The following is an 18,152-nucleotide window of genomic DNA, read 5'->3' as shown; positions in this document are numbered from 1 at the left end:
GCGAGCGCATTGTTGACGAGGCATCAGGCGGAGCCGCGCACCACCAGTCGGGTCGGCGTGATGACCGAGGTGGGGCCGCGGCGGCCGGTGGTGTCGGTCTGGCCGGTGAGCCGGCGCAGCAGCAGACGGGCCATCAGGCGGCCCATGTCCTCGATGTCCTGGCGGACGGTGGTCAGTGGCGGGTCCGTCCAGGCGGCGATCTGCTCGACGTCGTCGAAGCCGACCACGGCCACGTCCTCCGGCACCCGGCGGCCGGCCTCGCGGAGCACCCGCAGCGCGCCGGAGGCCATCGCGTCGGAGGCGGCGAAGACGGCGTCGAGGTCGGGGCGGCGGGCGAGCAGCTCGGCCATGGCGCGGCCGCCGCCGTCCGGGGTGAAGTCGCCCTCGGCGATCAGGTCGGGGTCGCCGTCGGGCAGCAGGTCGCGGTAGCCGTCGAGGCGGTCGACGGAGGAGGTCTGGTCGAGCGGGCCGGTGATGGTGGCGATCCGCGTCCGGCCGAGGGACTGCAGGTGCTGGACGGCGATCCGGCCGCCGCCGCGGTTGTCGCTGTCCACGTAGGTCAGCTCGCGGTCGGACTCGGCGCCGGGCCAGCCGGGTCGTCCGCCTATCACGAACGGCAGGCCGACCCGGCGGGCGATGTCCGGCAGCGGGTCGCTGTGGTGGAGCGAGAAGAGCAGGGCGCCGTCCACGTGCCCGCCGCCGAGGTAGCGGCCGACGCGTTCGAAGTCGGCCTGGTCCTCGATGAGCAGCAGCACCATCTGGTTGTCCGCGGCGGACAGCTCGCGGGAGATGCCGCGCAGGTGCTTGGCGAAGAACGGGTCGGAGAAGAGCCTGCTCTCCGGCTCGGAGACGACCACGGCGACGGCCTGGTTGCGCCGGGTCACGAGGGTGCGGGCCGCCAGGTTGGGGACGTAGCCGAGCTCGTCGACGGCGCGCTGCACCTTCTCGCGCAGCGAGGCGCGGACGCCGGCGCCGCCGTTCACCACCCGGGAGGCGGTGGCCCGGGAGACGCCGGCCCGTTCGGCGACGGACTCCAGGGTCGGTCTGGGCAGGGCGCCCGCGGTGTCGCCCCGCCCGGCGGGGCCGGGGCCGGGGTGGGATCCGCCGCGGGCCGGTGCGCCGCCGGAGGGCGCGGCGGGTGGTCCGTCGCCGGTGGGCTGGTGCTGCGACACCCTGGGCTCCTCTCACGGATCTGTTCGCATCAGAGCCTATCGGGTGCGTCGAGTCCATTGAGAGCGCTCCCAAAAATCGGGTCGTGTCGGACACCGGGCCTCCTCCCGGGCCCGGACGGCGATGTCCGATTTCCGCCGGTCGGGGCCGTCCGGGTGGCGCAGACTGGAGGGCGTGATCGACGACGAGACCAGGTACCGGGCCGTGGACAGCCGCGACTCCCGCTTCGACGGCGTCTTCTTCACCGCTGTCCGCACGACCGGGATCTACTGCCGGCCGAGCTGCCCGGCGGTGACCCCCAAGCGCGTCAACTGCACCTTCTACCCGACCGCGGCCGCCGCCCAGGGCGCCGGCTACCGCGCCTGCCGCCGCTGCCGCCCGGACTCCGTCCCGGGCTCGCCGGAGTGGAACCACCGCGCCGACCTGGTCGGCCGCGCGGTGCGGCTGATCGGCGACGGCGTCGTCGACCGCGAGGGCGTCGCCGGCCTCGCCGAGCGCCTCGGCTACAGCGCCCGCCAGCTGCAGCGCCAGCTCACCGCCGAACTCGGCGCCGGCCCGCTCGCCCTGGCCCGCGCCCAGCGCGCGCAGACCGCCCGGCTGCTGCTGCAGACCACCGAGCTGCCGGTCACCGAGATCGCCTTCGCGGCCGGCTTCGCCTCCGTGCGGCAGTTCAACGACACCGTGCGCGAGGTGTACGACCGCACCCCGACCGCGCTGCGGGCGGAGACCGCCGGCCGGCGGGCCAAGCCCGCAACGGCCGGTACCCTCGCGCTGCGGCTCGCCTACCGCGGCGCGCTGGACAGCGACCACCTGCTCGACTTCCTCGCGCTGCGCGCCGTGCCCGGCATCGAGGAGGTCGTCCCCGGCGGCCGCCCCGGGGTGCGCACCTACCGCCGCACGCTCGCCCTCCCGTACGGCCACGCCGTCGCCGAGGTGGACGGGCTCGCCGCCGCCGACCGGCCGACCCGCGGCTGGCTGGACTGCCGCCTCGCCCTCACCGACCTGCGCGACCTCACCACCGCCGTGCACCGGCTGCGGGCGCTGTTCGACCTGGACGCCGACCCCGACGCGGTGGACGAGCAGCTCGGCGCCGACACCCTGCTCGGCGCGGCCGTCCGCGCCCGCCCCGGGGTCCGCTCGCCCGGCCACGTCGACCCGCACGAGCTCGCCGTCCGCGCCGTGCTCGGCCAGCAGGTCACGGTCGCCGCCGCCCGCACGCTCGCCGGCCGGCTCGCCGAACGGTACAGCGCCGCCCTGCCCGCCCCGGACGGCGGCCTGCGGCTGCTCTTCCCGACCGCGGCCGCGCTCGCCGGGGCCGAGGACGCCGACCTCGCCATGCCGGCTGCCCGCCGCCGCGCCCTGCGGGGCCTGTGCGCCGCGCTCGCCGACGGCACCGTCCGCCTCGACGGCGGGGTGGACCGCGAGGAGGCCTCCGCCGCGTTGCTCGCCCTGCCCGGCATCGGCCCCTGGACGGTCGGCTACCTGCGGATGCGGGCGCTCGGCGACCCGGACGTCCTGCTGCCGGGCGACGCCGGCGTCCGGCACGGACTCCAGAGGCTCGGCCTGCCCGGGGACGCGGCCGCCGCCACGGCCGCCGCTCGCCCCTGGTCGCCCTGGCGCTCCTACGCGGTGCACCGGCTCTGGCTCGCCTCGGCGGCCGCGGCGACTGCTCCGGCCCCGGTCGCGGCTGCACCGCTCGCCCCGGAGGTGGCGCGATGACCACGGTGTTCACGACCATGCCCAGCCCGCTCGGCGACCTGCTGCTCGCCGGCCGGGCGGACGGCGACGGACCGGTCGCCCTGATCGCCGTCACCGCCCCGGGGCAGCGCGGCGCCCGGGCCGAACCGGAGCCCGACTGGCTGCCCGACCCGGAGGCGCTGGCCCCCGCCGTGGACCAGCTCACGGCCTACTTCGCGGGCACCCGGACCACGTTCGACCTGCGGCTCGACCCCGAGGGCAGCGAGTTCCGCCGCCAGGTGTGGCAGGCGCTGGAGGACATCCCGTACGGCAGCACCGTCAGCTACGGCGAACTCGCCGCCGCAGCCGGGCTGCCCCCGACGGCCGTCCGGGCGGTCGGCGGCGCCGTCGGTGCCAATCCGCTGCTGGTGGTCCGCCCCTGCCACCGGGTCGTCGGTGCGAGCGGTGCCCTCACCGGCTTCGCGGCCGGCGTCGACCGCAAGCGCTGGCTGCTGGACCACGAACGCGGCGCCACGCTCTTCTGAGGCCCGTCCCGCCGCCGAGGAGCCGTCCCGGACCTGCCTGACCTGCCTGACCTGCCTGAGCTGCCGGGGCGGGCGGGGGCGGCGGGCCTCAGCTGCGGTCGTCCGGGGCGCCGGTGTCGCCGGCCAGTGTGCGGGCGAGGTGTTCGAGGCCGGGCAGGGCGTTCATCACCGCTTCGCGGTCGGTGGGCGAGAGGCTCTCCAGGGCGTCGGCGAGGCGGCGCTCGTGGGCCCGGCGCCAGTCCAGCAGCTGGGTGCGGCCGGCCTCGGTCAGCGCGATCCGGGCGGTGCGGCGGTCGCCGGGGTCGGCCTGGCGGTCGACGAAGCCCGCCTCCAGCAGCTTGCCGACCAGGCCGCTCACGGTGTTCGGGGCCAGCCGCTGCCGGGCCGCCAGTTCGCCGACCCGCATCGGGGCGGCGGCGAGCGTCTGCAGCAGTTCCACCTGCGCCATCGGCAGCGACTCCCACGGGTAGTCGGTGCGGATGCTGCTGCGCAGGGCCCGGCGCAGCCGGGTGATCACGTCGGTCAGCCGCTGGGCCCGCTCGATCGCCACGGCCTCCTCCAGGGGGGAGGCGGCGGCCGCGTCCCCGGGCGGGGGAGGCGCGGGCGCGGTGGGCGGTACGGGGTGGGACGGCTCCGACATGGCGGACAGCGTATCGGCTCGCCGGTGGCCTCCCGCCCCACCGCTCACGGGCGTACCACGGTGCGGACTCTTCTGTTCACAGACATGGTCTGTTTACGAGTATGTCTGTTGCAGAGGTAGTATGGGGCCGTGCCTGCACCCGCCCACCGAACCCGGCTGGTCGACAGCGTCCTGCTGCTGACCGAGCGGCCGCGGCCGCGCACCGTCGCCGCCTGGCCGCACGCCCACTGGCTCGCGGTCGGCACCGTCTGCCTCGGCGCGTTCCTCGGCCAGCTGACCGCGAGCGTCACCGCCCTGGTCTTCCCGGCCCTGGAGCAGCAATTCGACGCCGGGTTCGCCTCCGTCGAGTGGGTGGCGCTCGCCTACCTGCTGGTGCTCGTCGCCCTGCTGGCCCCCGTCGGCCGGCTCTCCGACACGGTCGGCCGCAAGACGATGTACCTCGGCGGGTTCGCGGTCTTCGCCCTGGCCTCCCTCGCCGCCGGCTTCGCCGGAGGGCTCTGGGTGCTGGTCGCCTGCCGGGCCGTCCAGGCCGTCGGCGGGGCGATGATGCAGGCGAACAGTGTCGCACTGGTCGCCCGCGGGGTCCCGGCCGGGGCCATGCGCACCGCGCTGGGCATCCAGGCCGCCGCACAGGCGCTCGGACTGGCGCTCGGGCCGACCGTCGGCGGGCTGCTGGTCGCGCACGCGTCCTGGCGGTGGGCCTTCTGGATCAACGTCCCGATCGCGGTGCTCGGCCTGCTGGCCGGCTGGTTCCTGCTGCCGCGCAGCCGCCGCGAGCCCGCCCCGGCCCGCCTTGCCGCCTCGGTCCGACTTGCCCCGGCCCGCCCCGCCGAGCCGGCCGGGCCCGGTGGCGGCACCCGCCGCGAGTCGCGCTTCGACCTGCTCGGCCTCGTCCTGTTGGCGGCCGCCTCCTCCTCGCTGCTGCTCGCCCTCTCGACCGCCGCCGGCCTGCCGCTGCCGGGCTGGGCCGTGGTGGTGCTGCTCGCCGCCGCGGGCGCCTTCACGGTCGCGCTCGCCCGCCAGGAGCAGCGGGCGGACACCCCGATCATCGCCCCCGGCCTGGTCAACACCCCCGGCGTCCGGGCCGGCCTGGTGGTCGCACTGATCGGCTACCTGCTGCTGTTCTGCCCCCTGGTGCTCGGGCCGGTGATGCTGGACTCGGCCGGGGTGTCCGCCGGTGCCGCCGGACTGGTGATCACTGCGCTGCCGGCCGCCTTCGCGATCGCCGCCACCGCCGGCGGCGCCCTGCTGCCCCGGCACTGGTCGGACGCCCGGCGCGGCCGCGCCGGCGCCCTGGTCACCACCGCGGGCCTGCTGGTCCTCGCGGTGCTGCCGGTGTCCCCGGTGCTCGCGCCCGTCCCGCTGGCCGTGGCCGGCTTCGGGCTCGGTCTGCTGCTGCCCGCCAACAACACCCTGGTGATGCGGTCGATCCCGGCGGAGAGCTCCGCGGTCGGCGGCGGCATGGTGAACATGGTGCGCAGCCTCGGCACCGCGCTCGGCACGGCCCTGCCGGTGCTCGGCGTCCACCTGGCCGGGGCGGGCGCCGGCGGCCGGGCCGTCCTCGTGCTGCTCGACGTCGCCGCGCTCCCCGCCGTCCGGCTCTGCCGGACCGGCCGCCCCCGGCCCGCCGTCCGCGGCTGACGCCCGCCGTCCGCGCCCGCCGTCCGGTGCCCGTGGCCGGCCGGGCACCCCGTACAAACGGGGGGGGGGGGGGGGGGGGGGGCCGGACGCTGCCGTCCGACCCGCCCGCCGCCGTGCCGAGGCTCAGGAGAGCGGCTGTGCGCCGCGCTTGGCGAGCATCGACGTCATCAGGTCGATCTCCGACTTCTGCCCGTTGACCATGGTCTGGGCGAGCCGCTTCTCGACGTCGTTGCGGGCCACGTCCACGTAGGCCTGCGCCATCGCCACGCCGCCCTTGTGGTGCTCGATCATCAGCTGCAGGTACAGCACCTCGGCGTCCCGGCCGCTCAGCGAGCGGAGCTTGGCCAGGTCCGTGTTGGTGGCCATGCCCGGCATCAGCGAGCCGTCGTGCGCGGCGTAGCTGTGGCCCATCCACGCCATCGGCTTGGCCGAGCTGCTCTGGGTCAGCCCCCACTGGTCGAGCCAGCCCGACATCATGCCGCGCTGGTTCGCCTGGGTGTTGATGATGTCGAAGGCCAGGTTGCGCACCTCCTCGTCCTGCGTGCGGTCGCGGACGATGAAGGACATGTCGATGGCCTGCTGGTGGTGGGTCGCCATGTCGCGGGCGAACCCGGCCTCCGGGGAGTCGGTGGCGGGCGCCGCCACCGACGACGAACCGCCGGAGTCCGAACCGCCCGCCACCAGGGCGGACACGCCGAGGCAGAGCGCGATCACCGCGGCGATCGCGGCCGGCCACCACAGCAGCTTCCGCGACCGGCGCGGCGCACCGTCCTCGCCGGACTCCCCGGTCCGGGTGGCCGAGGTCTCCTCGGCGCCCGTCATCACGGCATCACACCGGAGCTGCAGGACGCGCCGGGCTCCTGGGTCTGCGGACCCTGGACGTACTTGGTGAAGAACTGCTCCACCCGCGGGTCACTGGCGCTGTCCACGTTGAGCTGGGTGCCCCAGGCGGAGAGCGTGATCGGGCTCTTCTCGTCCGGGTACGGGCTCATGAGGGTGTACGGGGTCGCCTTGACCTTCTCCGACAGCTTCTTGATGTCGTCGGCGGACGCCTTCGAGTTGTACGTCACCCAGACCGCGCCGTGCTCCAGCGAGTGCACCGCGTTCTCGTTGGCGAGCGGCTTGTCGTAGACGTCGCCCATGCAGTTCGCCCAGCGCGGGTTGTGGTCGCCGCCGACCGGCGGGGTCTGGGCGTAGGTGACCTTGGTCTCGACGTGGTTGCGCGACAGGTTGTCCCAGGTCTGCACGCCCTGGATCGGGGCCTTGGCGGCGGCTTCCTTCGCGTCCTTGTCGTGCTTGGCGTCGAGGGCTATCCAGGTACCGGCGCCGATCATGCCGGCCAGCAGCACGCCGGCCACGCTGAACGCGATGATCTTGTTGCGGCGGTCGCGCTTCTGCTCGGCGGCACGCAACTCCGCGATGCGGGTCCGACGGTCGGCCTGCCGCTCGGACTGGCTCTGCCGGTTGCCCGGGTTGCCGGAGGTCTGCTTGGACGGCTTGGACTGCCTGGAGGCGGAACCCATGAGTGTGTCCTTGTCTCCGCGGTGCGCGCGGGCACGGCGGTGGGGCGAGAGGGGGAGGGGGCGGCGGAGCCGCCGGCCCGTCCGGTGCGCGGGGGCACGGGTCACGGCCGACGGTGGGTTCCGCTCAGGACCTGTGGACCTGCAGTACGTGGAGGTCGGGCGCAGGGGGCGGCCCGGCCAGCGTGTCGAGCGGGACGGCGGCGGGCAGCGACGGCGCCGGAACCAGCTGCGGCAGGGTGACCGCGACCGGCTGCGGGGGAGCGTTCGGCAGCTGCGCCTCCAGCCCGCGGAACGGATGGCTGGTGCAGCCCTTCCCCGGGGCCGGGTGGTCGCCGTCGGCGGAGCACCAGACGTGCGCACCGCCCTCGTCCGACCAGCGCGCCACGGCGTGCCCGGCGCCATGGGCGGCCGGGACGGCGCCGGCGGCCTGCGGACCGGTGGCGGCCGAGGCCCGGGGGGCGGCCGGAACGTGCCCGGACACCGCCTTCGCGGTCCCGGCGCACGGCAGCAGCGTCAGCAGACCCGCGACGAGCAGCGCCCACAGCACCACGGCCGGGCGGCTGCCCGCCCGGACGGACCGCACCGGCTCACCGGTCGCGGATGCTGGCACGCTCATGCGCACATATTAATCAGCCGAAGGGGTGAAGCGGTCCCCCTCTTGGTCCTCCCGACCCGGGCCGGAGGGCCCTTCCTGCCCATTTCAGGGCCCCAAAAAGGACGCTCCGGACATCCACCCCCCGCACGTCCGCACCCCCTCCGGACGGATGGCCGAATCCGGGCGGATCACGCCGCCGCTGCGCCCGACGGGTGGCCGGGTGTCCCCGAAAGCCGGACACCGTCGTTCTCCTTCGGAAGAATGACCAGCCGAGTCCGGCACACGGCCCGCTCGGCAGACGGCAGACGGCAGACGGCAGACGGCAGACATGGCACGAGGAGCCGCCACGTGAGCAACCAGGGCGCATCCCCGCACGACCGGCCCGAGGACGGCTGGTGGCAGGCGGTCTACGCGGGCCCGGCGGGCACCCTGCCCGATGCCCCCGGAGCCGCCGCCGGCGAGGGCAGCGTCGACGACTGGTTCGACTCCGCGTCCGGCATGATCGGCCCCCAGCGCACCGCCTCCCCGAAGGACGGATCCCCGACCGGCGGCCCGACCGGCGGCCCGGACGCCGCCCCGGATGCGCCCCCGCAGGCCGCGCCGCCCGCGCCGCCTACGCCGGCGCCGAAGGCCTCGCCCACCCCGCCCCGGCCGCACTGGGCGCCGCCGGTGAAGGCGGAGCAGGAGCCCGCCGCCGAGCCCGGTCCGGGGCCGGCGCCGGGACGGGCCCCGTCCCGGCCGCACTGGGCCTCGGCTGCGAACGCGGAGAAGGAGAAGGGGAACGCGGGGCGGCGGAGCCCCGCCGCGGTGGAGCCCCTCGTCGACGAGCCCCTCCTCGACGAGCTCGGTGTCGCCGGGCCCGCCGCCGAGGGAACCGGCGTCGACGGGCCGAGCATCGACGAGCCGAGCGTCGACGACTGGTTCGACATGGCCGCAGGTGTGATCGGCGGCCCGCGGCCCGCACCTGCCGCCGCCGGGGAAGCCGTCCCCTCCCCGGCCCCGGCTGCTGAGGACGCGGAGCCCGAACCCGAGCCGACCATGAGGCTCGGGACGGTCCGCCGCCCCGCACGCGATCCCGCCCCGGCACCGGATCCCGCCCCCGTGGCGGCCGCGCCCGTCGACGATGCCGAGCCCGACCCGACGATGACCCTGGGGACGGTCCGCCGGCCCGCCGCCCCCGCACCGCAGTCGACCCCCGCACCCCAGCCCGCCCCCGAGCCCGCGTCACGGTTCGAGTCGCAGCCCGAGCCCGCCGCCGACCTGCGGTCCGCCGGGCAGCCGTCCACCCCGGAGCCCGGCCCGGCGGTGGTCCTGCGCAAGCCGGCACCGAACGGCGCCGACCGCGCGGAGCCGTCCACCCCCTCGGCCCCGGCAGACCGTGCCCCGGCCGGGGCCGCTGCCGCGGAGCCCGCCGAGGACCGGTCCCGTCCGGCCCCGCGGCGGGTCCCGCTGGCGCCGCCCGTCCCGCACGTGGGGGAGCGGCCTCCGACGTACGGCCCGGAGCCCACCGCGCTGCCCGCCGCCGATCCGGCGGACCTGGACGTGATCGTGCCGGACACCGTCCTGGAGGGCGCCCAGTACGGCCCGGCGATACTGCGGGCGGCCTCCGTCCGGGGCGATTCCGCCCGGTTCCGCGGCGAGCCGCGCCGCGACGCCCTGCTGGTGACCCGGTTCGGCGAGGGCGAGGACGGCCTGCTGCTCGCGGTGCTCGCCTGGCCCGCCCGTTCGGCGGACGCGACCGCGGGCTCGGCGGCCGCCGCGGAGGCCGCACGGCAGCTGGCCGCGGCGATCGGCCACAGCCGGGCCGAACTCGCCGCCGACCTGCGGGCCGGGGCCCGCGACCGGCTCCGCTACGGCCTGCAGCGGCTCACGGTCGGCGCGGCGGCCCGTCTCCGGCCGGCCGGCGAGCCGGCGGTGGAGCCCGGCGACGGGGAGGCCGGCGCACTGCACTGCCTGCTCGTCCCGCTGGACGGCGAGGCGGGGCACCGGGCCGCGTTCGGCACCGGCCCCGGCGGGCTCTACCTGCTGCGCTCCGGACACTGGATCGACGCCTACGCGGCCCGGCTGCTGCACCACCCGGACGGGGAGCCGCAGCCGCCGGCCCCGGCCGCGGCGCCCAAGCCGTTCCGGTTCCGGATGGTGCCCGCCACCACCGGCGACATCCTGCTGCTCTGCACGGCCGGCCTGGCCGGCCCGATCGCCGACGAGCCCGCGGTGGCGCGTTTCCTCTCCAACCACTGGGCCCACCCGCACCCGCCGGGCAGCGTCGACTTCCTGCGCCAGGTCCAGGTGCGGGCCAAGGGCTACGCCGACGACCGCACCGCCGCCGCGCTCTGGACGGAGTAGCGGCGGCCGACCGCCGGTCCGGGGCCGTCGCTCAGTCCAGCAGGGCGGCGGTCACCGAGGCCACCTGGGCGAGCGCGTCGGCACGGTCGGCGCCCGGCAGGCCGACGGCCAGCGGGACGGCGAAGCCGTCGAGGACGGCGCGGATCTGGCGTGCCCGGTCCTGCGGTTCCCGCCCCGCGTGCCCGCCGTCGCCGGCGGGCGGGCGGCGGAAGGCGCCGGAGGCGACGCCCTCCTCGATCAGCGCGACCAGGTCGGCCTGCCACGGGGCCTCGATCTCCAGCTGGCCCTGCCGGATCTCGGCGCTGGCGGGCGAGCGTCCCCAGACCTCGACCCAGAGGATCCAGCGGGGATCGCCGGGGCCCTCGGGCAGGTAGAGCTCGGCGTAGGCGGCGAGCCGCTCGCGGACGGTGCGGTCCTGCCGGGCGAGGGCGGCACGCCGCCGCTCGCCGAGCTGCTCCTCGCTCCAGCGGAGGGTCTCCAGCAGCAGTTGGTCCTTGCTGCCGAAGTAGTAGAGGAGGTGGCCGGCGCTCATCTGCAGTTCACGGCCGAGTCCCGCCATGGTGAGCTTGTCGAGGCCGTGCTCGGCGATCGCGGCCCGGGCGGTCGCGAAGACCTCCTCGCGGGGCCGTGCGGCCCGGCGTGCCCGCGGCTCGGCCATGTCCTGTTCCTCCTGGTGGTCGGGCCCCCACCTTAGGGCTTCGCCGTCCGGCGCCGGTGGGCGGTCTCACCAGCCGCTGTGCTCCTGGCCCTCGGCCTCCTCCTGCCGGCCGGCGGTACGGCCGGCCTCGTACACCTTGCGGACGAAGTCGGCGGCCTGCTCCTGGTCGAGGTCGTCGGTGAGGCGCATCAGCTCGTCGGTGAAGGTGATCAGCCAGTGTGTGGTCATGCCCTCATGACACCGTGCGGGACGCCTGCGGAGCCCGCCGGACACCGTCCGGCGGGCTCCGCGCCCTGCACAATCACTCGTCCGGCCGGGGCCGGACCGGCGGTCAGAACGCCGAGTCGTAGGTGTAGTACCGGGTGTGGTCGAGCATGTCGGCCGGGGCGGTGTCGTTCCACGGCTTCATCGCGGTGTTCAGCGCGACCACGTTGGCGGTGGCGGCGGTCGGCAGGTAGCCCTGCTGGGGGTGGCGGCGCTGCCACTCGGCCCACAGCTTGTCGATGAAGCAGTGGTGCAGCCAGAACACCGGGTCGTTGGGGGACATGCCGGTGCCCATCAGGCCGCCGACCCAGACGTGCACCCGGTTGTGCAGGTTGACGCCGCGCCAGCCCTCCAGCTGGTTGCGGAAGCCGGCCGAGGAGCTGTTCCACGGGGCGGCGTCGTAGGTCTGGACGGCGAGGACGGACTCCACCTCGGCCCGGGTGGGCAGTTGGGCGACGCCGGTGCCGAGCGAACGGCGCAGGTAGTCGCGGCTGTCGGGGCGGACGGTGATCGTCCACTGGCCGCCGCCGCCGGCGAACGGGCCGGTGGTGACGCGGTTGTCGCCGGAGCGGCCGTTGCCGCCGAGCATGTCGTCGGCCCACAGGCCGGCGGTCGCGGTGCGGTCGGCCGTCCAGTCCCAGTAGGGCAGGGTGACCGAGGGGTTGACGGACTGCAGGTCCTGCTCGAACTGGAGTAGGAACTTGCGGTGCCAGGGCAGGAACGAGGGCGAGCGGTGGCCCGTCCGCTCGCCGTTGTCGGTGTCGCTGACGATGAAGCGGTTGTGGGTGCTGACGTAGGCGTCGTAGCGGCCGAGCCGCTTGAGCTGGAGCAGGGCGTCGACGAAGTCGCGCTTCTCCTTGGCCGTGAGGGTCGCCTGGTTCTTGCGGACCGCCATGGTGTCCTCCTGGAGGTGCTGGTGGGTGAGTGCGGGGGAGGGGCGGGCCCGGTCAGGCGATCGGGACGAGCGTGGCGCCCTGCAGCTCGACCACGGCGGCGCGGGCGAGCGCGAGCGGGGTCTGGTGCGGCTGGTAGTGGTTGACGACGCTGATCCACGTGCCGTCGGCGTTGCGCATGACGTGCAGTTCCTCGCCGTCGATCTGCACGGTGTAGTCGGCGCCGTGGTGGTGGTGGCCGGATGCGGCGGGCCGGCCCTGGATGCGGCGGCCGCGGTAGACCTCGTCGAAGGTGTCGTGGCCGCCGGGCCCGGCCGCGGCGGCCGGGGTTCCGGTCGGCCCGACGAGGCCGAGGACGGCGGTGCCGACGGCGGCGGTGAGGGCGACACCGGCGCCCTGGAGCATCCGGCGGCGGGTCAGCTCGGCGTGGTGGCCGGCTTCGGACATGGGTGATTCCCCCCTGGTGGAGCGGATCTGACGACGCGTCGGCGGCGGCACGTGCTTGTGGCATATGCGCCGCCGCGCGGTCCCCATGCTGGCAAGGCGCGGCGAGGCCGCGGAACCGCCCATCGGCGGGGGCCGGTCGGCAGACCGAAATCCGGACACCGGTGAACGCTCAACGAACGACACCGGCCGTGCCCGACGGGGGTGCTGACGCCGCGTCGGCCCGTCCCGGGTGATCAGCCCTGCGTGTCGGCGGACCCGTCCGCGGGGGTGGGCCGGGTGCCGTACTCGGCGGCCCAGCGGCTGCCGAGCAGCACGATGTCGGCCGTCTCCACGGCGCGGCCGGCGGCCCGGTCGTAGTAGGTGCGCTCGACGGCCAGGACGGGGGCCGCGGGCGTGGTGCCGAGCAGGGCGGCCTCGGCGCGCGAGGCGCCGCGGGCGGTGACCCGCTCCACCGGGGTGCCGACCTCGACCCCGATCAGCGCCATCCGGTCGGCGACGCCGATGCCCGCGTAGGGGCCGGCCTCCGGCAGGACCACCAGGGTGCCGCCGGTGACGGCCATCGGCTCCCAGGAGTCGGCCAGTTGCACCGGCTCGCCGTCGGCGCGGTAGACGTACGCGGTGTGCATCACCGGGTCGCCCGCGGCGATGCCGAGGCGCTCGGCGATCCGTGCGTCGGCCCGGGCGGTGGTCGACTCGCTGTCCCAAGTCGCCCGGACGCCCTGGGCGGTGAGCAGGGCCTCGGTCGGCGAGCCGGTGCCGGCGGCGACCCGCGGGCGGCGCACCAGCAGGGGCCGCTCCTCCTGCGAGCGGACGAAGTGGCCGCGGCCGGGCCGCGCGACGACCAGGCCCTCGTCGACGAGCACGGCGTAGGCGCGCTGGCCGACGGTGCCGAGTACCCGGTCTCCTCGCGGATCTCGGAGAGCGAGGGCAGGACGTCGCCGGGTGCCAGGTCGCCGGACTGGATGCGCTGGCGGAGCTGCTCGGCCACCCGGAGGTACGGGGGCGGCGAGCTGTCCTGACTCATCCTGTGTCCTCTCACTGTGTGACCGCGAGGTGACAGAGTATCCGTCCGCCCACTAGTCTATTAGTACAGTTCCAGTCTGTTACTAGGGAAGGGGCGGTGCAGGTCAGCGTGCGTGCGAACGTCCTGCGCGAAGCCCTCGAACGGGCCACCGGAGAGGTCGCGACGACCACCGGCAAAGCCCCTGGCGCTGTCCGCATCACCGTGACGATCCCGGAGCGGTGCACCGACGAGCAGTGGGCCGCCGTGCTGCGGATCCTGAGGTCCGTGGCGCGCTGGGGCGCCAGTGACGGCTCCGGTCGCACCGTGGTCTGGGCCGAGGTCCAGGAGGACCCGTGCTGAAGCCGAACCCCGATCCCGACCCCGCACCCCGCGAGTCCCGCGAACCCCTGCCCGAGCCCGACGAGGTGCCGCGCTACCGGCGCTGCGGGCGGTGCGCCCGCTGCCACGGCGGCGGCCCCGGCGCGCCGCCGACCGGCGACTGCTGGTCCGACTACCTGGACGCCGTCACCGCCGTCCTCACCCGCGCCGCCGGCGGCTGAATCCGTTCGAGTGAATCCGTCCGATCGAAGCGCTCCGGATACGGGAACGCCGGGGCCGGCGCGGCACCTCGCGGTACCGCGCCGGCCCCGGCGCACGAAGACCGAGTCCGCGTCAGCCCTGCGGCTGCTGCTGGGTGATGCAGTGGATGCCGCCGCCGTTGGCGAAGATCTCGCGGGCGTCGACCAGCTCCACCGTCCGGCCCGGGTAGGCCTCGGCGAGGATCGCGGCCGCCTCCTGGTCGCGCGGGTCGTCGAAGGCGCAGAGCACCACGGCGCCGTTCGCCACGTAGTGGTTGATGTACGAGTAGTCGACCGGCTCGCCCTCCTCGTCCAGCAGCACGGTGGGCGCGGGCAGTTCGATCACCTGGAGCGGCCGGCCCTGCGCGTCGGTGGAGGCGCGCAGGATCGCCACCAGCTCCCGGCAGACCTCGTGGTCCGGGTGGGCCGGGTCGGGCTGCACGTGGGCGACGACCACGCCGGGGCGGACGAAGGAGGCGACGATGTCGATGTGCCCGCGGGTGCCGAACTCGTCGTAGTCACGGGTGAGTCCGCGCGGCAGCCAGATCGCCTTGGTGGTGCCGAGGAAGGCGTGCAGCTCGGCCTCGACCTCCTCGCGGGTCCAGTCGGAGTTGCGGCCCTCGCCGAGCTGCACGGTGTCGGTGACCAGGACGGTGCCCTCGCCGTCGACGTGGATGCCGCCGCCCTCGTTGATCAACCGGGAGGCGAAGCGCCGCACGCCGGTGAGGCCGGTGATGTGCTCGGCGATGTCCTGGTCGTTGCCCCAGCGGGCCCAGGACTGCGCGCCCCAGCCGTTGAAGATCCAGTCCGTCGCGGCCACCGCGCCCTTGCCGTCGACCAGGAAGGTCGGGCCGATGTCGCGCATCCAGGCGTCGTCGAGCGGCCGCTCCACGATCTCCACCTCGGGGGCGACGTACTTGCGCGCCTCGTCGGTCTCGCCGGTGTTGACCACCAGGGTCACCGGCTCGTACCGGACGATCGTGTTGGCGACGGCGGCCCAGGCCTCGCGGCCGGCGTGCAGGTGCTCGGGGGAGTCGAAGGTGGGGTTGGCGGTCGGGAAGGCCATCCAGGTGCGCTCGTGCGGGTGCCATTCGGCGGGCATCCGGAAGCCGAGCTCGGCGGGAGTGGTCATGAGGGTGCGTTCCTATGCAGTGGTGGGGGTCAGAGGAAGTAGAGGCGGCTGAGCGAGACGCTGTCCGCGGGGTCGGAGCGCAGCGGTTCGCCGTCCAGCGAGACCAGGCCGGTGGTGGCCTCCACCTGGACGCGGCCGATGCGGGCGTTGCGGATCATGTCCTTCGGGCCGATGCCGCGGGTGCCCCGGACGCCCACCCGGCGCCTGCGGGTGGGCAGTTGGTCGCCGGCGACGTCCAGGTAGGAGGCCTCGGCGGCGGCCTGCGAGACGAAGGCGACCGAGATGTCCGCGGCGGTGGCGCCGTGTGCGCCGAACTGCGGCCCCAGCACGAGCGGTTCGCAGCGGTCGGTGGACGCGTTGGGGTCGCCGACCACGCCGTACGCGGGGAAGCCGGCCTTGAGGACCAGCTGCGGCTTGGCGCCGAAGTGGTCGGCGCGCCAGAGCACGATGTCGGCGAGCTTGCCGACCTCCAGCGAGCCCACCTCGTGCGAAAGGCCGTGCGCGATGGCCGGGTTGACGGTGAGCTTGGCGATGTAGCGCAGCACCCGCTCGTTGTCGTCGCCGCCGGCGGTGGTGCCGTACGAGCCCTCGCCGTCCATCGGGCCGAGCTCGGCCTTCATCTTGCCGGCCATCGCGAAGGTGCGGCGCACCGTCTCGCCGGCCCGGCCCATGCCCTGGGCGTCGGAGGAGGTGATGCCGATGACCCCGAGGTCGTGCAGCACGTCCTCGGCGCCCATCGTGCCGGCCCGGATCCGGTCGCGGGCCATCGCGGCGTCGCCCGGCAGGTCGACCTTGAGGTCGTGCGCCGAGACGATCATGCCGAAGTGCTCGCCGAGGGCGTCCCGGCCGAAGGGCAGGGTGGGGTTGGTGGAGGAGCCGATGACGTTCTCCACGCCGGCCATCTTCAGCACGTTGGGGACGTGTCCGCCGCCGCAGCCCTCGATGTGGAAGGCGTGGATGGTGCGCCCCTCCAGCACCTTGATGGTGTCCTCGACGGAGAGGCACTCGTTCAGGCCGTCGGTGTGCAGCGCGACCTGCACGTCGTACTCCTCGGCGACCCGCAGTGCGGTGTCCAGGGCGCGGGTGTGCGCGCCCATGTCCTCGTGCACCTTGAAGCCGGAGGCGCCGCCCTCGGCGAGCGCTTCGATCAGCGGAGCCGGGTCGGAGGAGGAGCCGCGGCCGAGGAAGCCGATGTTGACCGGCCAGGCGTCGAAGGCGTTGAAGGCGTGCCGCAGCGCCCAGGGGGAGTTGACACCGACGCCCCAGACCGGGCCGAACTCCTGGCCGATGATCGTGGTGACGCCGGAGGCCAGCGAGGCCTCCATGATCCGCGGCGAGAGCAGGTGGACGTGGGTGTCGATGGCGCCGGCGGTGGCGATCATGCCCTCGCCGGAGACGATCGTGGTGCCCGTGGAGACGACGACCTCCACCCCGTCCATGGTGTCGGGGTTGCCGGCCCGTCCGATCGAGACGATCCGGCCGTCCCGGATGCCGATCGAGGTCTTGCGGATGCCCTGGACGGCGTCGATGACGACGACGTTGCTGATCACCACGTCGCAGGTCTCGCGGATCGCGGTGGCCTTGAGGTGCAGGCCGTCGCGGGCGGTCTTGCCGAAGCCGGCCAGGAACTCGTTGCCCGGCTCCTGCGAGTCCGACTCCACCCGGATGATCAGCCCGCTGTCGCCGAGCCTGATCCGGTCGCCGGCCCGCGCGCCGTGCACGGAGATGTAGTCGTGGGGACTGATCGAAGTCACGATTCGACCTCCGCGTCGTCGAAGCCGGTCAGGTAGCCGGTGGCGCGCGCCTTCTCCAGCGCGGCCTCCTTGGCGCCGGGCGCGTCCAGCGGCCCGTCGACCAGTCCGGCGAAGCCGATCGCGACCCGTGCGCCGCCGATCGGGACGAGGCCGACCTCGACGGTGGCCCCGGGGTCGAACCGCACCGAGGACCCGGCAGGCACGGCCAGGTGCGTGCCGTAGGCGGCGGCACGGTCGAAGGCGAGGCGCGGGTTGGCCTCGAAGAAGTGGAAGTGCGAGGTGACCGAGATCGGTACCGCCGCGGTGTTGTGGACGGGCAGGACGACCGTCTCCTCGACCGGGTCGTAGCCGTCGCCGGCCCCGGCCAGGGCGGCGCCGGGCGCCTCGTCGCCGAGCGAGCCGGCGCCGCGGAACGGGTCGTTGACCACGGCGAGCCGGGTGCCGTCGTCGAAGACCGCCTCCACCTGGATCACGGTGACCACGTCGGGCACGCCGGGCAGCACGTCGTCGGCGGAGAGCACCGAGCGTCCGGCCTCGATGGCCTCGGCCAGCCGCCGGCCGTCGCGGGCCGCCTCGCAGACGGTGTCGGCGATCAGCGCGGTGGCCTCGGGCACGTTCAGTTTCACGCCGCGGGCGCGGCGGGCGCGGGCCAGTTCGGCTGCTGTGAAGATCAGCAGCCGGTCCCGTTCGGTGGGGGTCAGTCGCACGGTTCCTCGCTCGCGGGTGCCGGTGGATGGTGGACGGTGTTAGAACGGCGTTCAAACATCGGGGCCCCATTGAACCCGGGCCCGGCCGTCGTGTCCAGCGTTGCCTGCCCGCGGGTGCTCCGCACGGCGGCGCGACGGTGGCGGCCCGGTGGTGCTCCGGCGGCGGCCCGGCCGGGCTCCGGCGGAGCTCCTGCGGCGGTGCGGGCGTGCGCCGGGGGTGCCCGCGGCGCGGCCGGGTGCGGCCCCGTGCGCCCCGTCAAACCTCGTCGGCCGTGTCCGGAGGATCACACGGTCGCTCCCGAGCCCCGCTTCACCCCGGGTGGCCGGGACCGGGCTGTTGCGGGCCGTTGGGAATGGGCATGAGGACTTCCGACGGCTGGACGCCCCCGGAGGGGGAACGGGTGGGGCGTTCCTGAGCAGGGCGGGGGCGTTTTGATGGACGGTCAGCCACGTTTTCCGCACCGGCGGCCTTCGGTCGCCGGGCCGGGCGGCGGGCGCACGGGATCCGGCGGCCGCACCGCGCGGGACGGGGGTTCCGCCGAGCCGGGCGCGTCCGGTGCGGAGACCGCCGCCGGTCCG

19 protein-coding genes and 1 pseudogene are annotated in these 18,152 nt (G+C 75.3%); 6 read left to right on the top strand and 14 right to left on the bottom strand.

What is annotated here, in order from left to right:
* Nucleotides 1-23: 23 nt before the first annotated feature.
* Nucleotides 24-1,052, bottom strand: coding sequence for a LacI family DNA-binding transcriptional regulator (locus ABD353_RS17195; RefSeq protein ID WP_344624530.1), 1,029 nt, complete (start codon nt 1,050-1,052; stop codon nt 24-26).
* A 241-nt stretch (nt 1,053-1,293) separates the two neighbouring features.
* On the opposite strand from ABD353_RS17195, the gene ABD353_RS17190 reads away from it, so the two are divergent.
* Complete coding sequence (locus ABD353_RS17190; protein ID WP_344624484.1) at nt 1,294-2,889, top strand: AlkA N-terminal domain-containing protein; 1,596 nt, start codon at nt 1,294-1,296, stop codon at nt 2,887-2,889.
* On the top strand, nt 2,886-3,392 hold the full coding sequence (locus ABD353_RS17185) for a methylated-DNA--[protein]-cysteine S-methyltransferase (RefSeq protein ID WP_344624483.1): 507 nt from the start codon (nt 2,886-2,888) through the stop codon (nt 3,390-3,392). The genes ABD353_RS17190 and ABD353_RS17185 overlap by 4 nt, the downstream gene beginning before the upstream one ends.
* An 88-nt stretch (nt 3,393-3,480) precedes the next feature.
* On the opposite strand, the gene ABD353_RS17180 is transcribed toward ABD353_RS17185, so the two are convergent.
* On the bottom strand, nt 3,481-4,032 hold the full coding sequence (locus ABD353_RS17180; protein WP_344624482.1) for a MarR family winged helix-turn-helix transcriptional regulator: 552 nt from the start codon (nt 4,030-4,032) through the stop codon (nt 3,481-3,483).
* Between the two features lie 129 nt (nt 4,033-4,161).
* Between ABD353_RS17180 and ABD353_RS17175 the strand changes: the two genes are divergently transcribed.
* A complete protein-coding gene (locus ABD353_RS17175) occupies nt 4,162-5,673 on the top strand; it encodes an MFS transporter (RefSeq protein ID WP_344624481.1) in 1,512 nt (503 codons plus the stop codon).
* A gap of 123 nt (nt 5,674-5,796) precedes the next feature.
* On the opposite strand, the gene ABD353_RS17170 is transcribed toward ABD353_RS17175, so the two are convergent.
* The 3 genes from ABD353_RS17170 to ABD353_RS17160 all read right to left on the bottom strand — a co-directional run bounded on the left by ABD353_RS17170 (nt 5,797) and on the right by ABD353_RS17160 (nt 7,812).
* Entirely contained in the window at nt 5,797-6,495 is a 699-nt protein-coding gene (locus ABD353_RS17170; RefSeq protein WP_344624480.1) for a DUF305 domain-containing protein, read from the bottom strand.
* Nucleotides 6,495-7,196, bottom strand: coding sequence for a thioredoxin-like domain-containing protein (locus ABD353_RS17165; RefSeq protein ID WP_344624479.1), 702 nt, complete (start codon nt 7,194-7,196; stop codon nt 6,495-6,497). The genes ABD353_RS17170 and ABD353_RS17165 overlap by 1 nt, the downstream gene beginning before the upstream one ends.
* Before the next feature lie 124 nt (nt 7,197-7,320).
* A complete protein-coding gene (locus ABD353_RS17160) occupies nt 7,321-7,812 on the bottom strand; it encodes a hypothetical protein (RefSeq protein ID WP_344624478.1) in 492 nt (163 codons plus the stop codon).
* A gap of 327 nt (nt 7,813-8,139) precedes the next feature.
* Here ABD353_RS17160 and ABD353_RS17155 point away from each other — a divergent pair, with 327 nt between their 5' ends.
* A complete protein-coding gene (locus ABD353_RS17155; protein WP_344624477.1) occupies nt 8,140-10,137 on the top strand; it encodes a hypothetical protein in 1,998 nt (665 codons plus the stop codon).
* A 31-nt stretch (nt 10,138-10,168) separates the two neighbouring features.
* On the opposite strand, the gene ABD353_RS17150 is transcribed toward ABD353_RS17155, so the two are convergent.
* The 6 genes and pseudogenes from ABD353_RS17150 to ABD353_RS17125 form a co-directional block, all read right to left on the bottom strand.
* Nucleotides 10,169-10,795: a TetR/AcrR family transcriptional regulator gene (locus tag ABD353_RS17150; protein WP_344624476.1), complete on the bottom strand. Its 627-nt coding sequence runs from the start codon at nt 10,793-10,795 to the stop codon at nt 10,169-10,171.
* 66 nt (nt 10,796-10,861) lie between these two features.
* A complete protein-coding gene (locus ABD353_RS17145; RefSeq protein WP_344624475.1) occupies nt 10,862-11,023 on the bottom strand; it encodes a hypothetical protein in 162 nt (53 codons plus the stop codon).
* Nucleotides 11,024-11,126: 103 nt separating this feature from the next.
* Nucleotides 11,127-11,954 carry a tyrosinase MelC2 gene (gene melC2 / locus ABD353_RS17140; protein WP_344624474.1) on the bottom strand — a complete coding sequence of 276 codons (828 nt, stop codon included), beginning with the start codon at nt 11,952-11,954 and terminating at the stop codon, nt 11,127-11,129.
* A gap of 52 nt (nt 11,955-12,006) precedes the next feature.
* The gene (gene melC1, locus ABD353_RS17135; protein WP_344624473.1) at nt 12,007-12,399 is read right to left on the bottom strand and encodes an apotyrosinase chaperone MelC1; all 393 of its coding nucleotides are present in this window, start codon (nt 12,397-12,399) and stop codon (nt 12,007-12,009) included.
* Nucleotides 12,400-12,632: 233 nt separating this feature from the next.
* Nucleotides 12,633-13,262: a GntR family transcriptional regulator gene (locus tag ABD353_RS17130; RefSeq protein WP_344624472.1), complete on the bottom strand. Its 630-nt coding sequence runs from the start codon at nt 13,260-13,262 to the stop codon at nt 12,633-12,635.
* 74 nt (nt 13,263-13,336) lie between these two features.
* Nucleotides 13,337-13,423: pseudogene (locus tag ABD353_RS17125) on the bottom strand (GntR family transcriptional regulator); the annotation flags it as partial.
* A gap of 96 nt (nt 13,424-13,519) precedes the next feature.
* Between ABD353_RS17125 and ABD353_RS17120 the strand changes: the two are divergent.
* Together ABD353_RS17120 and ABD353_RS17115 are read left to right on the top strand one after the other, a co-directional pair.
* On the top strand, nt 13,520-13,762 hold the full coding sequence (locus tag ABD353_RS17120) for a hypothetical protein (protein ID WP_344624471.1): 243 nt from the start codon (nt 13,520-13,522) through the stop codon (nt 13,760-13,762).
* Nucleotides 13,756-13,962: a hypothetical protein gene (locus ABD353_RS17115; RefSeq protein WP_344624470.1), complete on the top strand. Its 207-nt coding sequence runs from the start codon at nt 13,756-13,758 to the stop codon at nt 13,960-13,962. Before ABD353_RS17120 ends, ABD353_RS17115 begins: the two co-directional genes overlap by 7 nt.
* Before the next feature lie 112 nt (nt 13,963-14,074).
* On the opposite strand, the gene ABD353_RS17110 is transcribed toward ABD353_RS17115, so the two are convergent.
* The 3 genes from ABD353_RS17110 to ABD353_RS17100 are packed head-to-tail and all read right to left on the bottom strand — an operon-like array spanning nt 14,075 to nt 17,573.
* Complete coding sequence (locus tag ABD353_RS17110; RefSeq protein ID WP_344624469.1) at nt 14,075-15,112, bottom strand: agmatine deiminase family protein; 1,038 nt, start codon at nt 15,110-15,112, stop codon at nt 14,075-14,077.
* 29 nt (nt 15,113-15,141) lie between these two features.
* Nucleotides 15,142-16,866 carry an urease subunit alpha gene (locus ABD353_RS17105; protein ID WP_425555178.1) on the bottom strand — a complete coding sequence of 575 codons (1,725 nt, stop codon included), beginning with the start codon at nt 16,864-16,866 and terminating at the stop codon, nt 15,142-15,144.
* A complete protein-coding gene (locus ABD353_RS17100) occupies nt 16,863-17,573 on the bottom strand; it encodes an urease subunit gamma (RefSeq protein WP_344624468.1) in 711 nt (236 codons plus the stop codon). Before ABD353_RS17100 ends, ABD353_RS17105 begins: the two co-directional genes overlap by 4 nt.
* Nucleotides 17,574-18,152: the final 579 nt, after the last annotated feature.

The sequence above is a fragment of the Kitasatospora arboriphila genome, assembly GCF_039528095.1.
GTDB lineage: Bacteria > Actinomycetota > Actinomycetes > Streptomycetales > Streptomycetaceae > Kitasatospora > Kitasatospora arboriphila.
The sequence above is the reverse complement of the archived record's forward strand: the minus strand, read 5'-3'. Positions and strand labels throughout refer to the sequence as shown.

Bases quoted from the DNA above. Each gene is read 5' to 3' on its own strand.
- ABD353_RS17145 (WP_344624475.1), bottom strand. From the start codon at position 11,023: ATGACCACACACTGGCTGATCACCTTCACCGACGAGCTGATGCGCCTC.
- ABD353_RS17170 (WP_344624480.1), bottom strand. From the start codon at position 6,495: ATGACGGGCGCCGAGGAGACCTCGGCCACCCGGACCGGGGAGTCCGGC.
- ABD353_RS17110 (WP_344624469.1), bottom strand. From the start codon at position 15,112: ATGACCACTCCCGCCGAGCTCGGCTTCCGGATGCCCGCCGAATGGCAC.
- ABD353_RS17190 (WP_344624484.1), top strand. From the start codon at position 1,294: ATGTCCGATTTCCGCCGGTCGGGGCCGTCCGGGTGGCGCAGACTGGAG.
- melC2 (WP_344624474.1), bottom strand. From the start codon at position 11,954: ATGGCGGTCCGCAAGAACCAGGCGACCCTCACGGCCAAGGAGAAGCGC.
- ABD353_RS17160 (WP_344624478.1), bottom strand. From the start codon at position 7,812: ATGAGCGTGCCAGCATCCGCGACCGGTGAGCCGGTGCGGTCCGTCCGG.
- ABD353_RS17185 (WP_344624483.1), top strand. From the start codon at position 2,886: ATGACCACGGTGTTCACGACCATGCCCAGCCCGCTCGGCGACCTGCTG.
- melC1 (WP_344624473.1), bottom strand. From the start codon at position 12,399: ATGTCCGAAGCCGGCCACCACGCCGAGCTGACCCGCCGCCGGATGCTC.
- ABD353_RS17150 (WP_344624476.1), bottom strand. From the start codon at position 10,795: ATGGCCGAGCCGCGGGCACGCCGGGCCGCACGGCCCCGCGAGGAGGTC.
- ABD353_RS17180 (WP_344624482.1), bottom strand. From the start codon at position 4,032: ATGTCGGAGCCGTCCCACCCCGTACCGCCCACCGCGCCCGCGCCTCCC.
- ABD353_RS17165 (WP_344624479.1), bottom strand. From the start codon at position 7,196: ATGGGTTCCGCCTCCAGGCAGTCCAAGCCGTCCAAGCAGACCTCCGGC.